Source organism: Enterovibrio norvegicus FF-33 (assembly GCF_000286835.2).
Classification (GTDB): domain Bacteria; phylum Pseudomonadota; class Gammaproteobacteria; order Enterobacterales; family Vibrionaceae; genus Enterovibrio; species Enterovibrio norvegicus_A.
Genome location: NZ_AJYD02000013.1, coordinates 197587 through 213450, shown reverse-complemented (window position 1 = coordinate 213450; position 15864 = coordinate 197587). Strand labels below are relative to the sequence as shown.

The window sequence follows — 15864 nt, the reverse complement described above, 5'->3', positions numbered from 1 at the left end:
GCATGCGAAAAACTTCTCGATTTTCCTTTGTGTGGGCGGTAGTTATCAGCTTACCCCCTTCTACGACATCCTTTCTGCTAACCCCATATTAGGAGGCAAAGGGCTGCACCTTCGCTCACTAAAGTTAGACATGGGGCTAAAGGCCAACAAAGGGCGAAAGTACAAACTCGATAAGATTTTTGCTCGCCATTTTTTATCAACCGCCAAAGAGGTAGGATTGAGTACGCAGAGAATGCAGGCGATCTTGGATGAGTTTGCCAACCAGCTTCCTTCCGCCATCTAGCAGGTCAAACAGCAACTTCCAGAAGCATTTCCAGAGCATGTTTCGACGACGATTTTTGAGCATTCAATCAAGATGGTGAGTTAAACGTAAACCACATAACAAGTTAAACAACCTTCACTAACTGCCCCCGATGTGACTCATAGTCCGTAGACTCATAACCCTCACGGGAACAGCATATCGTTCATACCTCTCAATAAGTTAGAAGCATGAACGAAGAACTTCTTATCGGTTTCGGCCAGCATGTCAGAACGCTACGCCAAAAACTAGAAATTAGCCAAGAAGAGCTCGCCGCAAATTGTGGGCTTGATAGAACCTACATAAGTGGCATCGAACGCGGTAAGCGCAACGTCAGTCTTATCAACATATTCCGACTGGCCGAGGCCCTTGGTTCTACCCCTTCCGCCCTTCTTGATTTCTCATTTGGGGTAACGAATGAATAACCGAGCATTCTATTCTTCAACCCTAGAATCATTTCTTAAAACACCTTCAGAACAAGTCATTGGTCAGATAGCCAAGCACCATACTCAGCGACTCGAGCATGCTCAAACCTTCGCATGGGAGGCTCAAGTCATCGCACTTCAATGCCTTAAACAACTTGATGACAAAGGCGGACAAATCTATTTTGAATTTCTAATACCGCGAATGGGTAAACGCGCTGATGTTGTATTCCTTTATCGTGGAATTATCTTTGTAATTGAATTCAAAATCGGCTCTAGCCATTTCCACCCAGCCGATGTTCGACAAGCACATGGATACGCGCTAGATCTCAAGAACTTCCACAAAGGAAGCCACAACAGATACATTGTTCCGCTACTGGTGGCGACAAGCGCAAAGGGATCCAACCAAGCCTTGAGCTATTCAGATGATCTCGTGGCAGCCCCACTATTGACGAGTGGCGAAGATCTTTGTGAGCTCATTGAATCAGTTTCCCAACAAACTGATGCTAAAACACTAGAAAAAAACGAGTGGGCATCGAGCGGTTATCTGCCAACACCAACCATCATCGAGGCAGCACAAGCACTGTACGCTGATCATGCAGTTCAGGATATCGCCAGAAATGAAGCTGATACGCAAAACCTAGGCGTAACGAGCAAGCAGTTGCTTGATCTCATCCATCAAGCCAAAGTCGAGAAGCAAAAACTAATTTGCTTTGTCACTGGTGTACCTGGTGCAGGAAAAACGCTAGTTGGCCTAAACATAGCCAACACACATTCCAATCCAAAAGATAATGAATACTCAGTATTTTTAAGTGGTAACGGTCCTCTTGTGACGGTACTGCAAGAAGCATTGGCGATGGATAAGTCCTCTCGCCAGAACATCACCAAGGCAGCAGCTCGTCGAGAAACATCCCAATTCATCCAAAACATCCATAGATTTCGGGACGAGGCTTTAGACGGTTCAAAACCACCAGAGAAAGTCACGATATTCGATGAGGCTCAACGCGCTTGGGATGCAGCTCAAGCATCAGCATTCATGCAACGAAAACGTAATCAACCCAACTTCAATAAGTCAGAGCCTGAGTTTCTAATTGAAGTGATGGATAGGCACCAAGATTGGGCCGTCATCATCGCTTTAATTGGCGGAGGGCAAGAGATAAATACGGGAGAAGCAGGACTTGATGGCTGGCTTGATGCTCTTGAAAAAGGATTTCCGCACTGGAAGGTTTACTGTTCAGAGCAACTTCTAACTGGCGAATATGTATCTAATGGTATTGATGCAATAAGGTTGAGTAAAGTTCAGCAACTATCAAGCCTTCATCTCGCTACGTCTATGCGCTCATTTCGCGCTGAGAAACTATCAAGCTTTGTTCACCATGTAATTGCAGGTCGGTCTGACAGGGCATATGCACTTGCTTCTCAAATACATGCTCAATATCCATTGTTTGTAACAAGGAAACTAAGCACTGCAAAGTCATGGTTGAGATCCAAGTCCAGAGCCAATGAAAGCAAAGGCCTACTTGCCTCATCGAATGGCATTCGTTTGAAGGCTGAGGGTATCTTTGTAAAGAACAAGTTCGATCCTTCAGCTTGGTTCCTTAATGATCATGACGACATTCGATCTTGCCATTTCTTAGAAGATGTAGCTACTGAGTTTGATATTCAAGGGCTAGAATTAGACTGGTGTTTAGTGGGCTGGGACGCAGACTATAGGCACAATGGCAACGAATTTGAGCATTGGAAATTCAAAGGTACAAAATGGCAAAGACGCCGTTCAGAAGAAGATAAACGCTATTTAGAAAACGCGTATCGAGTACTACTCACTAGAGCTCGTCAAGGAATGATCGTTTTTGTGCCAAAGGGCAATGACGACGATATGACCCGACCTGAAACGTTTTACAATTCAACCTTCGATTATTTGATCAGTTGCGGATTCAAAGAAATCTAACCAATTGGAGCACTTAGCTCAACTTACACAGCAGTGCTCCTTAACCAAACGACAAATAAGTAGAAGTTGTGTAGAGCGTTACCTACATGCCAACTCTATTTCATTGCTTTCAACTAACACTTAGCGACAATTCCCATTCTTTAACCACAGATCTGTTTGACGATATTTATCATGCTAGGTTCGTTCGCCTATCCAAACATCAAGGCGAAAGTATGTTTAAATATTATCCACTTATTTTCATCAGCTTAATCTCAACTTCTGCAATGGCAAATAACACAGTAAGTGTATTGGATTCTTTAAAATCACAGCCCTTGACGTCTTATGAAGCAGGAAAAAACCTACTGACCTCCTTTGCCATGCTTATGAACACAACAAAAAGCTTCAAAAAGGATGACGATATGCCTTATTTCGAAGTTTTGGATGAGTCGGATCAATTGGGTGTTGAAATAACGCTACAACAGCGAACGAAGAAAATATCCAATGACTTTTGCAACACTCGATTAAGCGAACTGAATAAATTCACAGCTCACGCAAACTTGCCAAAAATCCTTTGGCCAAACCTGTCTGAAGATGAAGCGCTAGATATAAAAAATGAGCTGTTCATTAAGCTAACGCTAGTTGCCGAAGAAAATAAAAACTTCAAAATGTCTTGTTCAAAAAGACTAAACGAATTGTAAGCAGACAAAAGCCCTCCATAAGGGCTTATCACCACTCCCCCACCAGCAACCGACTCTGAACTCCTGCCACTTGTAGCTTCATGGCTTCAAACACAGATTCAAAATCTCTTTCTGTTGACGTGAGGTTGGGCAGCGACAACGCGGCTTCACAGAAGAAGCGCGATTGTGCGAGATCTTCATCCCATGCCAGTTGCCAGAAATCGAGGATCAGCGGCTTGGCTTTTTGCAGGCGTTGTTTGGATGGCACCCGATTGAGCTTGGTGAGGTTTTCTTTTTCCGTGGTGGGGAACAGGTTCCATCTGTCGTTGTTCGGCCAATACGCAAACGGCAGACAATGATCGACATGATATTGATCGTTCAGCTTGGTGTTGCTCCACACACTGACGATTTGATGCTGGTTTTCACGCAACAATGCAATGCGTTTTCTGACGTCTCGCGTGTCGTGGCTGGCGTCTATCCACGCTAAACAATCGTGATAGGTTTGCAGTGAAATCGCGCGGCGTTGGTTTAGCTCATAGCGCTTCATTTCCGCTATCCATTGGTTCACCACCAGCGGCTCTATCCAACTGGCGTAGAGCCTCAAGCAATCCCACAGGCTTTCTTCTAAGGTGAATACCCCGAAGCTTTGCAAAAACTCACTGTCAATAATAAAGCTAGATTTGGCGTGAACCTTGGTGCGTTCCATCTCAAACAAAGGTCTGGTTATATCACCGCGATAGGTGAATTTGACGGGCCCCGCTTTGAGTGTGTCGATGGTATGCCGCATCGCTTTTTGCAATGCTTGTGCATCTTCACCAGTGAAAAACGCCCCGATAGAAAGATCGTCCGGCGTCAGGTATTTTAATTTGTGCCAACCCTCGTCTTTAACAAACCCCAGCCCTTTATTGGCGTCGCTGTTTTGTTGAATCCCTTGTCCGTCACCCACGTCCGTATCAAGCAGGCGTTTGTACTGGCGCATCCAATACAGTGCGACCAAGCCCAATGGAATGGCAATACGCTTATCAGAACGATCAATGACCGCGCCGGGATGTGCATCGGCAATGCGTAGTAAGGTTCGCAGCAACGCAAGCTTGTAAGTGGCTGATTTGCTGTCGTTGACGATAACGTGACGCACGGTGAGCAAATCACCCGAACCATCATCTGGCAAAGTTAATACGACGGTTTGCCATTTCACGTCATCACGCCCGAGCGCATCGGCTTGCACGGGTGTTTGCAGCCTTATCTGAAGCGCATGATCTTTGGCGAACTGCTCAATCTCTTCAACGGAAACAGGGTGAGCTTGCCTTGCATCATCAAAGCCGCCGTGACGAAGCGTGATCACCAGTCGCCCATTGGGTGCTAGCAGGTTGGCCAGTTTTCGAAATGCGCGTTCTCTGTCACTCGGCGCGATGTGCATCCACACGGCAGAAAGCAAGATGCAGTCAAAGCGAAGGCTAAGTTGATTGACCACTTTCAGTTCAGGCAAGGTGTCTGAAAGCCAAGTGATAGGAAGAGATTGCGTGCGTGACTCACCAATTGCCCGAAAGCTATCGGCAGGCTCTACCGCATAAACATCACAGCCTTGGTTCGCGAACCACGTGGCATCCGCGCCATTGCCTGCGCCCACATCCAGCACTTTGCAGGTGCCATTGCTGCCATCAGGCCAAAAAGATCGCCAACTATCATGAACCCGCTCAAAGCTCACTTGCTGATACTGGTTATCCAGCTGTTCTGAATGTTGATGGTAAAACTGGATAGTTCGATTCATAAGAGACAAGTTTATGCGTGGTTTATCAATTGTACTTTGTATGGACTTTTATGCACGCCTAACAAAGAAAAACGCGACCGTGGCTGCCGGTTCTAAAGGCAGTGGCATTGAACAAAGACAGCAGGCCATCAAGCCCTTATCACATATCGGCACGGGTCATTTCCCCCCTACAATTGAAACCTACTCGCTTAGTTGCCATCATTACGCTTGTGCGTTCTAAGTTTGGTGCGCGGAAATGCAAGCGATGGAGAGCGGCGGTGCGACATTTGGTCTTGGGGTTATTGTTTGTTGTATTTGCAACGCCAACACTGGCAGCATGGGACGAGACTGCCTACGTGAAAAAGGCATTCAAGATTATTGCCCTCAACAATGAGTATGATGATAAAACCCACCCCATCCGTAAGTGGCACCAGCCAATACGGATTTTCATTGATCACCGCGTGAGGGATGACAAGCTTCATACCATGCTCACCACCATTCAGATCAACGATTTAGCACGCGCCACAGGGCATGACATCAAACTGGTCGATGATCCGGAAGAAGCCAACATTCGGATGGTGTTTACCCGCCAAGGCCGTTGGCAAGATGAAACCCGAGAATTGTGGCCGACAGCGGAAGACTTCCCTTTCCATGGCGCGATCTGCATGGCGCATATTTCGGTGACGCCAAAGACAGAAATCCGAAAGGCGCTGATTGTTATTCCTGTCGACCTTGCCCGTGAACGCGGCAAACTGTTTGCCTGCGTGGTCGAAGAAATCACTCAGGTGATGGGGCTGCCGAACGATTCAGATAAGGTCTTCCCCTCCATTTTTAACGATGCCTCGAAGAACAACCTGATGACGCCGCTAGACATCACGTTGCTTCGGTTGCTCTATTCATCTGAGGTTCGCGCTGGCATGAGTGAAAAACAGGTGATGCCGTTGCTGGACGACTGGTTCAAACAAAACCCTAATTGGTCAAAGCAATCGACCGATCTCTATCTTCAAAGTAAGTTCATTACTGAGTTTGGGTTGAATTGAGGGGCGACGGCTTTCAATTTTGATACAACCTTAGTAAATGTTGTCTAAGTGCTTGTACATACTGCATCTTTAACCAATAATGTTACGGTAACATTATTGGTTGGCTCAATGTATGAATCAAAATTTTAAAAAGAATCGCGCAACGCTTCAAGACGTAGCAGATACCATTGGTATCACGAAGATGACCGTCTCTCGTTACCTTCGAAACCCCGACACGGTCGCGGCAAAAACCCGAGAGAAAATAGCGCAAGCCATTGAAGAGCTTGGCTACATTGAAAACAAAGCACCGGCGATGCTATCAAAATCGTCCAGCCGTGCGATTGGCATTTTGCTTCCCTCTCTGTCCAATCAAATCTTTGCCTCTTTCGTTCAAGGAATAGAATCCGTCACGAAAGCGCATGGCTATGAAACCCTGCTGGCTCACTTCAGCTATGACGAAGTAGAAGAAGAGCATAAAATCGCCTCTCTCCTTTCTTATCAAGTCGATGGGCTTATCTTAACCGAGAGCCATCACACACAGAAAACCCTGCAGATGATCGAGAATGCAGGCATACCTGTGGTGGAAACCATGGAACTGCCAGACACCCCCATTGATATGGCTGTAGGACTTGATCATATTGCCGCATCGTATGACGTTGTGAATCGCATGATTGCTTCAGGCAAACGTTCAATTGCCTATTTTGGTGCTCGCCTTGATTCCCGCACCCAATTACGAATGGCGGGTTACGATAAAGCCTTGAAAGAGGCAGGATTAGCGCCAAAGCATATTCTGACAGGCGAGCATTCCAGCTATTCATTGGCCGCTGGCCTTCTTAGCCGTGCGTTAGAAGCACATCCAGATTTGGATGGTGTGTTTTGCACCAATGACGATATTGCCATCGGTACGTTACTTAGCGCACAGCAACGGGGGCTGAAAGTACCAGAGCAATTGTCGATTGTAGGATACAACGCGTTAGATATTGGCCAAACCGTCATGCCAAAGCTGACGAGTGTGGATACACCTCGTTATGACATTGGCGAGAAAAGTGCAGAGCTTTTGCTGGCAAGGCTAAGAGGTGATGAGATTGAAAACAAGGTTGTCGACCTCGGCTATCAAATTACGAATGGTGAAAGCCATTAACTGAAAACACACAGGGCGGCTATTTGGCCGCCCTGTGGTTATTGGCATCACTGATGCGCTCAGTATCAGAGAATGAAGCTTGCGCCTTCCTCTGCACTTGTTACGCTTTGGCGCATCACTTTAAACATGTTTCGTCCCCACGTTTGCTGTAAGGCTTCGGTATCAAGTTCAATCTGCGTTCTGCCTTGGGTATCAGCCAAGTTGTTCAACTCGCCCGTTTCGCAGTTCACAGAAATTATATCGCCTTCATGCACCAGACCGATCGCCCCGCCACGAATGGCTTCTGGCGAAACGTGAATGGCAGAAGGGACCTTACCCGATGCGCCCGACAAGCGCCCATCCGTGACCAGCGCCACGCTAAAGCCGGCTTTTTGAATGTTACCGAGAATTGGCATCAGTTTGTGCAGCTCAGGCATACCGTTTGCCGCAGGGCCATTGTGCGTTAACACCACAATGCAATCTTTGTTCAGCTCGCCACGCTGGTAGGCCGCTTCCACTTCATGCTGACAACGGAACACGGCCGCTGGCGCTTGAATAATGCGCTGATCACTTTTCAGCGCGGACACTTTAACAACCGCTCGTCCAAGGTTGCCATCCAGAACGCGCGTGCCGCCCGTGCTTTCAAAGACTTCACCGCTCGCCGCGATAACCGACCCATCAATTGAACCGTTGCACGCCTGCCAGCTCATTTTGCCGTCATGAAGGATTGGCAATGACAGTTGGTCTTCAAAAGAGCCAAACGCAGGAATCGCATCAGCATGCACCAACTGCGCTTCGTGCAGACGATGCATCAACGCGGGCACGCCGCCTGCTTGTTGGAATGCATTCATGTCTGCAGGGCCATTTGGATACACTTTGGCCAACAACGGAACAACGTTCGACAAGTCGCTAATGTCTTGCCACGTCAGCATAATACCCGCCGCACGAGCGACAGCCAGCATATGAATAGTGTGGTTGGTACTGCCGCCTGATGCTAAGAGCGCGATCACGCCGTTGATCAGGCTCTTCTCTGTCACGACCTCAGAAAGCGGACGGTATTGCGCAGAATCTTTGGTCATTGACGCGATCTTTGATGCTGCATGATCAGTCAATGCCGTACGCATGGCGGAATGCGGGTGAATAAACGCAGAGCCCGGAAGCATCAAACCCATTGCTTCAAACACCAACTGGTTGGTATTCGCGGTGCCATAGAAGGTACAGGTGCCCGGCGCGTGGTAGGCGCTACATTCCATATCTAGCAAGGCTTCTTTGCCCACTTCACCCGCCGCATAACGCTGACGCACATCCACTTTTTCTTCGTTACTGATCCCTGTCGCCATCAAACCTGCTGGCACAAACGCCGTCGGCAGGTGCGCATAGGCCAATGCGCCCATGAGCTGCCCTGGTGCGATCTTGTCACAGATACCCAGCAGCAAAGTGGCGTCATAGCTATTGTGGCTTAGTGACAGCGCGGTTGACTGCGCGATGAGATCGCGAGAAAACAACGACATGTCCATGCCTGGCTGGCCTTGTGTCACGCCATCACACATCGCAGGCACGCAACCTGCAACTTGTGCGGTGTGGCCTTGTAATGCCAGCGTTTGTTTAATTTGGTCTGGGTAATCTTTGTAAGGCTGGTGTGCACTTAGCATGTCGTTGTATGCACTGATAAGTGCCACGTTAGCGCGAGTCAGATCGAGAATTGATTTTTTCTCAGACGCACAAGACGCCGCAACCGCATGGGCTAAGTTGCCGCAGGAAAGTTGATTGCGCCCTTTTCCCGCATCCGCTTGCGCTTGGGTGTGAGCCAAGAACATTTCGCGAGTGGCGCGGCTGCGTTCAATCAAACGCTCGGTGACTTTTTTGACGACAGAATGGATCATGCAAACACCTCATTCCTTTCCAACACAGCTTGTGCGGCATGCTCGACCACACTCTGAATATCGCAATTGATGCTGACAACAATCGTTTGAGGCTCGTTATCGGGGCGGTCTAAAGTTTCAAACTGGCTTTTCACCATGTTCTCTTTCATAAAGTGACCTTTGCGGGTGCGCATACGCACCATGATCAATTCAAAGTCGCCATCAAGAAACAGGAAGGTCACGTTACTGTTTCCTTCACGTATCTGATCACGGTACTTTTTTTTCAATGCTGAGCACACGATCACACCATGCTCATTCTTACTTTCTAGACTGTAAGCCGCATCGCGAATACGCTCTAGCCAAGGTTTGCGGTCATCATCATTGAGCGGTTCACCTGATGACATTTTTTGAATATTGGCGCGTGGATGGAGATCGTCTCCATCGATGAATTTGCGATCAAGCCGTTTAGCGAGTAACTCTCCAATGGTGGTTTTTCCACTGGCACAAACGCCCATCACGATGACACTACTTCCAGCCATGACTCATCCTCTTTACCAAATTTGCGCGTGCTCTCAATTTTGGAATTCACTTTGAAATATGGGTTTATCTTACGAATGTTATCGGTAACATGTTACCGGTAACGTAAGCAAATGTGAACTCACACACAAACAATAACAATGCTAGAAAAGGTGTAACTATGGAGCAGTTAGTTCAACCCTCAGATCCTACGTTTTTGTTAACCATTGCTGTGTTCGCTATCGCGGCGCTCTTGGTATTGATCATTAAATTGAAAGTGCATGCGTTTGCCTCACTGACCATTGTCAGCTTGGGCACAGCGATTGCGACTGGCGTTGCGTCAGAACAAGTGGTACCGACCATGATGAGTGGTTTTGGTGGCACATTGGCTTCCGTCGCGCTGCTTGTTGGTCTTGGCGCGATGATTGGTAAAATCCTCGAAGTGACGGGGGGTGCGCAGGTTTTGGCTGACACGCTGATCGGTCGATTCGGCAAAGACAAAGCGCCTCTCGCCCTTGGTATTGCCTCACTGCTGTTCGGTTTCCCTATTTTCTTTGACGCCGGCCTTGTGGTGATGATGCCTATCATCCTGAGTGTTGCGAGCCGTTTCGGTGGTTCTCCGCTGAAATACGCACTGCCATCAGCCGGCGCATTTGCTGTCATGCACGGCTTCGTTCCCCCTCACCCAGGCCCAGTTGCTGCTGCAGAATTTCTCGGCGCAAACATCGGTCTACTGTTGGTTGTTGGCCTGCTTGTGGCCATTCCAACATGGTACTTTGGCGCGTATCTTTTCGGCCTGTACGCGGGTAAGAAGTTCGATATTCCTTTGTCTAAAGCCTTCTTCAACGGTGATACCGTCGTTGATGAATCAAAGCTGCCAAAATTTGCCACGGTAATGAGCATTCTGGTGCTGCCTGTGGTACTTATCTGTCTCGACACAGGTCTGCACACACTGTCTGTTGCGGGCATCATTGACGGCAAAACACCGCTGGTTGAATTCTTGCGCATGCTAGGTAAAACACCGGTTGCGCTGCTTATCACCCTGCTCGTTTGTTTGGTGGTGTTTGCCAAAGACTACGGCATGGCAAAACTTGAAAAACTGTGTGGTGATTCATTGGCACCAATCTGTGGCGTGGTGCTGGTCACGGGTGCTGGCGGTATGTTCGGTGGCGTGTTGCGTGCAGGCGGCATCGGCGATGCATTGGCGGGCGTACTGACAGACACAGGCATGCCAGTGATTGTCGCGGCCTTCGTTATCTCAACGTGTCTTCGCGTTGCACAAGGTTCAGCGACCGTTGCACTGACAACCACCGCAGCACTGATTGCCCCAGTGGTTGCATCGACGGTAGGCCTTAGCGAACTCGATTTATGCTTTATCGTTATCGCCATTGCGAGTGGCGCGACGGTACTTTCACACTTCAACGATTCAGGCTTTTGGTTGGTATCTCGTCTACTCGATATGGATGAGAAGACCACGCTGAAAACATGGACCGTGATGGAAACATTGTTAGGCGGTATTGCATTTATTATCGTCGCAACACTTAGCTTTATTTTGTAGAGGTAAACAATGAAAACGATTGAACAGCGACTAAAAGAAATCCAAATCGTCCCAGTTATTGCGATTAACGATGTCGCTCACGCTCTGCCTCTGGCAAAAGTGTTGGTAGAAAACGGCCTGCCATGTGCTGAAGTCACTTTCCGCACAGAAGCGGCAGCGGAATCTATTCGTATTATGCGTGACGCCTACCCTGAGCTACTGATTGGTGCGGGCACGGTACTGACGACGGAACAGGTCGACATCGCGATTGACGCGGGTGTGGATTTCATCGTGAGCCCGGGCTTCAACCCGACCACAGTGAAATACTGTCAGCAGCGCAACATGCCAATCGTACCGGGTGTGAACAACCCAAGTTTGGTTGAGCAAGCCATGGAAATGGGCCTGAAGACATTGAAGTTCTTCCCTGCTGAGCCTTCTGGTGGCGTTAACATGCTAAAAGCACTCGGTGCGGTTTACCCAGTGAGCTTTATGCCAACAGGTGGCGTAAGCCCAGCCAACGTTGATCAGTATCTTGCGCTAAAAAGTGTTGTCGCATGCGGCGGCACGTGGATGGTACCGACTGACATGATGGACAACGGCGACTGGGACGGCATTGCCGCGCTGGTCAAAGCGGTTTCCGAGCGTTAATCCCGAAACAGAACGCAAACCTAAGCCGAGCTCACCGCTCGGCTTTTCTCTATCAAATCACCCCGCATCAAATACGCAATTCAGTGCCCATTTCGAGCAAGAAATTGCCCCCGCATGATCTGCCTTTCGCTTTTGGTTTCGCGTCATTGTAATCACCTCGTTTGTTCGGTATTTAACCTACAAACAAAAATCATCAGGGAAGAATCAGTGGCGTACAGGGTTGTGAAAATGTCCGAACTCGCATCGTATGAGTTCGGTCAGGTTGAGGGGGCGTTTTCGACGTTAGATGAAAGAGCGCTGGCCGCGGTGTTGCCGCAGGATATGGCGTTAGATAAATTCAAATCGAAACTTGAAGCCGGCGAATTTGTATTGCTGAGCGACGCGCCGATCACGCCCGCTCTCAGAGCATCCAACACCTCCTATGGTGACAAAGTCTGGCAAGTTAACCCTGCTGCTGAAGCTAGCTTTTCACCACAGGCAAAAACGGCGTTTGTGTCTCGCTCCAAAGCGTCTGGCTTCACCTCTCGCTCAGGCTCTGAATCTCAATCCGCCCCTGATGTGCCTTACACCCCCGAACCCAAGGCCGTAGAAAAAACAAAAAAACCTGATCAAGATTATGAGTATCTGTTTGAGGTTGCCTGCACTGAGGCCGTGCTCGCCAGTGAAATCGGTTGCCAGTTTGCATTGGGTAAAACGCCCAAAGAAGCCAGTATTGTCAGTTGGCAGACCAAGCTTTCTGAAATAGGCACAATTTTCTCTGCCAAGGCCACGGATGACACGCCCCGCAGGCTCATCGCTAAAGTCGCGGCAACTGAAAAAGGCGTGAGTAGCCAGCCTCCTGTGAAGTTAAAACCCAAAGGCACCGATGCGGTTCGGGAAGCGTTTATTCCTATTGTCCCTGCCATGCAGTTAGGGTCGCGTTTATTCCTATTGTCCCTGCCATGCAGTTAGGGTCGCGTTTAGGCTTTCCGACTGAAGGTTACTTCTACCATTTCCACGAAAAGAAGCTGGTTCAGGAATACAAAATACTCGGAGAAGGCCGCTGGGCATTTCAGGCGACTCGCTCTACCCATACCGCGCTCAACACTGAGCCGGGGCTGAATAAGTATCAAGGCGCTATCCTGCTTTATTGGAAAATCGACAGCAAAGTCGTCACCAACCAGCACCTTGTGCACCTTGGTTCCCCTATCACGCGGGAACAACTCGATAACCTCAATGAAGATTGGCTAGCTGAAAACGGCGTCACGATTGATATACCAGCCCTGCTTGCTGTCATAAAAACCACCACAGCCACCGAGAAGCCTTACAAGCCACAAACTTACAATACCCATGCAGATGTTACTTATGAGCACAAAGAACGCCTGCTGATGGGCTCGACGCTGAAAGCGATAAACAATACGCGCTTGGTCGAGAGTGGCTTGCCCGTGGTGAATGTTAAGACATGGGGAGTAGCCCAGTTGGCGTTCGATTTGGGCTATTGCCAGATTGAAGAAACCCAACCATTGGAACAGTTCTGGAGCAACCTGTTTTCAGACGAAACACCCACTGACATTCAGGAACTTATCAAGAAATACAATGAGCATTTGAACAATCCCGCCAGACAGGGGGAGATTGTTGTTCTGCCGACAGCAGAGCCTGAGACCGAGGAAGAAAGAAGCCGTCTTGATGCACTGATTGAAGAAGCGAAAGCGGCAAGTAAAGCGCTGGGCAAACTGACGGATGATGCAGTGGCTACCGTAAACCGTCACTTTGAGCTTTTGGACTACTATGCGTCGGAAACATTAAAAACAGTTAAGGAAGATGGACTTCCATCAGATGCTTACGCGCATGCCTCATTGGGAGTTGGGGCTATAGCTGCAGGTATTGGACAGCATCTTGATAACATTAATGGCATATTACTGGAAATTAATAGCTTGTATGTATCGCATGTGGCAATGGCAAACCGTGTTGGTGGGATAAACTATGGAGCCTTCGTCACCGAGCGAGCTGCTCTATTTAAAAAATTGGATGGGTCTTTCGCTGCCCTTTCGAAAGGCAGTGTCAAAGTCCCAGCCTATGTGCAAGTTCGAAAGAACTTAAAACTGTCCACTAAGTCGGTTATCCATAATGCCAATGAAATTATCGCGAAAGGCGTTGTCCCAAATCTGGGCAAGCGCATGGCAAATGTAGCAGTGGGCATCTCAGCGTCAAAAGGGCTTGGTTATATAGGTCTCATATTAGGTGGTGCAAGCGCCATTAAGAACATCTACGTGGCTTGTTCATCTGACTCTAATGGCAACTGTGGAAAAGTGACAACTAGAGAGTTGGGAGGATTTTTAGGAGGTATTGGCGGAGGAACTGTTGGAGGGAGCCTGGCAGCAGGTGGAGTTGCTCTGCTACTTGGAGTTGTCGGTGTCGTGTCTGCTCCAGTGCTGGCAATAGCTACGATAGGGGCATTTGTCGCAGGAGGTACAGTTGGCGGTATAACCGGCTCTACTGCTGGAAAAGTATCTGGAGAGGTTTTGTATGAATATACATCCCAGACAGTCGATGTGATAAAGGATCTGTTGTAATGGAAGTGTTTGAAAAAATAATAGTTATCATGGTTGGTCTGTTGGGTTTTTACGCTGTTTTGTGGGCGATTCCAGGCGTTATTATGGGAGCAATTGTTTCCCTGGGAGATACCAAACACATCACTTTCATTGATAGTCAGCTGTCTAAAAAGCGCAGAAATATGCAATTAAGTTTTCCAAAAATGCATTTTGCTCATATCGCGACACGATTATATGGTTATTGGCTTGCATATCCTTTCATTCGAAATAGAGCCACTGTTAGCTCTAAGAAATTCAGATTTTTCATGTGGGTGAACTGCATTGGTATGTGGAGCTGGTTACTTTTCTTCTGCATCATGCTTTATAGAAGTGCTTTAAGCGTTGAGATCGGCGGAAACTAAACCAGACATGTCCAGCGAATATTTTAACATAATGAGTCAAGTTATCTCTTGGTATATGCTTTTATGGATAACCCCATGCTTAATAGCAGGGATTGTTCTTGCTTTTGGTGACTCAAGCCGAATCAAATGGATCGATAATCAACTTGCTAAAGACTCAGACAAGCTATCAAAAGACGATCAAAGCGCACTTCCATTCAAGGTAATACCACGCTTTATGGATTACTGCATCGCGTTTCTTTTTATTCAAAATCGGCGCACATCTAACTCTCCAAGGTTCAGAGCTGCCATGTGGTATTTATCTGTTGGACGGTGGCTTTTCTTTGTGATTCTTGCTTATTCAATGTTTAATTAAGTCGCTTTCACCCATCATGACAGAATCTGACATAACACTCGTAATACTTGCCATTGTAGGGACGCTATCTCTCGCTTGGATTATTCCGGGCATTATCTCTTTTTGCGTTGTTTCTCTGGGGAGTTTTAAACACATCATTTATCTTGATAGCCAGCTAAGCAGAAAATTAAACGAGCTTTATGATGAGGAAGGCAACCTAAAGAACATGAATTTTTTGAATATTGGCGGCCGTTTCATAACCTATTGTTTTACTTTTCCATTTATTCAAAAGCATGCCCAATCAATGCCAATTAAATACAAAGTATTTATGTGGTTGAACTCTGTTGGCTTCTGGAGCCTTATGGTCACGATGCTTCTGGCCTTTCTCGTTCGACATTTACACATCTTGAGTTAGACACAAGCAAATCACAATGGAATGGTACGAAGTAGCAATTGTGCTCATCAGCGCACTTTTCGGTGGCTATCTAGTCATTTGGGCAATTCCTGGAACGGTTATGAGTGCCATGGTTGCACTCGGTGATGTTGAACGAATTGTATTTATTGATAAACAACTTGCTAAGAACCTAAAGAAGTATTACGACGAGAGAGGTTATTTAAAGCCTGAATATCAATTGTACACTTCAATTGGCACACGACTATTTGGCTACTGGATTGCTTATCCATTTATTAAGAAAAGAGCTACCACCCAGTCTAAAAAATTCAGGCTACTCATGTGGATAAATTGCCTGGGAATGTGGAGTTTGGTTGGTACAACGTTTTTTGTTTGCTTAGCAAAGTTGCTGGGGATTATTCCCTAATTCTGACCTT

Annotated in this window: 14 protein-coding genes and 1 pseudogene; 12 read left to right on the top strand and 3 right to left on the bottom strand. The window is 47.5% G+C overall.

Annotated elements, in window-relative coordinates:
- Position 1: 1 nt before the first annotated feature.
- From A1OO_RS03270 to A1OO_RS03255, 4 genes and pseudogenes are all read left to right on the top strand, one after another.
- A pseudogene (locus A1OO_RS03270) lies at positions 2–283 on the top strand (HipA domain-containing protein); the annotation flags it as partial.
- Between the two features lie 206 nt (positions 284–489).
- Positions 490–723: a helix-turn-helix domain-containing protein gene (locus tag A1OO_RS03265; RefSeq protein ID WP_017004635.1), complete on the top strand. Its 234-nt coding sequence runs from the start codon at positions 490–492 to the stop codon at positions 721–723.
- Positions 716–2668 carry a DUF2075 domain-containing protein gene (locus A1OO_RS03260; protein ID WP_017004634.1) on the top strand — a complete coding sequence of 651 codons (1953 nt, stop codon included), beginning with the start codon at positions 716–718 and terminating at the stop codon, positions 2666–2668. The genes A1OO_RS03265 and A1OO_RS03260 overlap by 8 nt, the downstream gene beginning before the upstream one ends.
- Positions 2669–2880: 212 nt before the next feature.
- A complete protein-coding gene (locus tag A1OO_RS03255) occupies positions 2881–3345 on the top strand; it encodes a hypothetical protein (protein WP_017004633.1) in 465 nt (154 codons plus the stop codon).
- A gap of 28 nt (positions 3346–3373) precedes the next feature.
- Here the strand turns inward: A1OO_RS03255 and A1OO_RS03250 are convergent, their stop codons facing one another.
- A complete protein-coding gene (locus A1OO_RS03250) occupies positions 3374–5092 on the bottom strand; it encodes a methyltransferase domain-containing protein (protein ID WP_017004632.1) in 1719 nt (572 codons plus the stop codon).
- Positions 5093–5349: 257 nt separating this feature from the next.
- Here A1OO_RS03250 and A1OO_RS03240 point away from each other — a divergent pair, with 257 nt between their 5' ends.
- Both A1OO_RS03240 and A1OO_RS03235 read left to right on the top strand, forming a co-directional pair.
- Positions 5350–6111, top strand: coding sequence for a DUF2927 domain-containing protein (locus A1OO_RS03240; protein ID WP_017004630.1), 762 nt, complete (start codon positions 5350–5352; stop codon positions 6109–6111).
- A gap of 112 nt (positions 6112–6223) precedes the next feature.
- Positions 6224–7231, top strand: coding sequence for a substrate-binding domain-containing protein (locus A1OO_RS03235; protein ID WP_017004629.1), 1008 nt, complete (start codon positions 6224–6226; stop codon positions 7229–7231).
- 65 nt (positions 7232–7296) lie between these two features.
- On the opposite strand, the gene edd is transcribed toward A1OO_RS03235, so the two are convergent.
- Together edd and A1OO_RS03225 are read right to left on the bottom strand one after the other, a co-directional pair.
- A complete protein-coding gene (gene edd / locus A1OO_RS03230; RefSeq protein ID WP_017004628.1) occupies positions 7297–9093 on the bottom strand; it encodes a phosphogluconate dehydratase in 1797 nt (598 codons plus the stop codon).
- Positions 9090–9611: a gluconokinase gene (locus tag A1OO_RS03225; protein WP_017004627.1), complete on the bottom strand. Its 522-nt coding sequence runs from the start codon at positions 9609–9611 to the stop codon at positions 9090–9092. Before A1OO_RS03225 ends, edd begins: the two co-directional genes overlap by 4 nt.
- Before the next feature lie 158 nt (positions 9612–9769).
- On the opposite strand from A1OO_RS03225, the gene A1OO_RS03220 reads away from it, so the two are divergent.
- The 6 genes from A1OO_RS03220 to A1OO_RS03190 all read left to right on the top strand — a co-directional run bounded on the left by A1OO_RS03220 (position 9770) and on the right by A1OO_RS03190 (position 15854).
- Complete coding sequence (locus A1OO_RS03220; protein ID WP_017004626.1) at positions 9770–11146, top strand: GntP family permease; 1377 nt, start codon at positions 9770–9772, stop codon at positions 11144–11146.
- A 9-nt stretch (positions 11147–11155) separates the two neighbouring features.
- Positions 11156–11773, top strand: a complete 618-nt coding sequence (locus A1OO_RS03215) for a bifunctional 4-hydroxy-2-oxoglutarate aldolase/2-dehydro-3-deoxy-phosphogluconate aldolase (protein WP_016959772.1) — start codon at positions 11156–11158, stop codon at positions 11771–11773.
- Positions 11774–12001: 228 nt separating this feature from the next.
- Entirely contained in the window at positions 12002–12724 is a 723-nt protein-coding gene (locus A1OO_RS23720) for a hypothetical protein (protein WP_241819039.1), read from the top strand.
- Entirely contained in the window at positions 12715–14325 is a 1611-nt protein-coding gene (locus A1OO_RS03210) for a hypothetical protein (RefSeq protein ID WP_017004624.1), read from the top strand. Before A1OO_RS23720 ends, A1OO_RS03210 begins: the two co-directional genes overlap by 10 nt.
- Positions 14325–14705 (top strand): hypothetical protein, encoded by a 381-nt coding sequence (locus A1OO_RS03205; RefSeq protein WP_017004623.1) that lies wholly within the window; start codon positions 14325–14327, stop codon positions 14703–14705. Before A1OO_RS03210 ends, A1OO_RS03205 begins: the two co-directional genes overlap by 1 nt.
- 762 nt (positions 14706–15467) lie before the next feature.
- Positions 15468–15854, top strand: a complete 387-nt coding sequence (locus A1OO_RS03190) for a hypothetical protein (protein WP_017004620.1) — start codon at positions 15468–15470, stop codon at positions 15852–15854.
- The last annotated feature ends 10 nt before the right edge of the window (positions 15855–15864 follow it).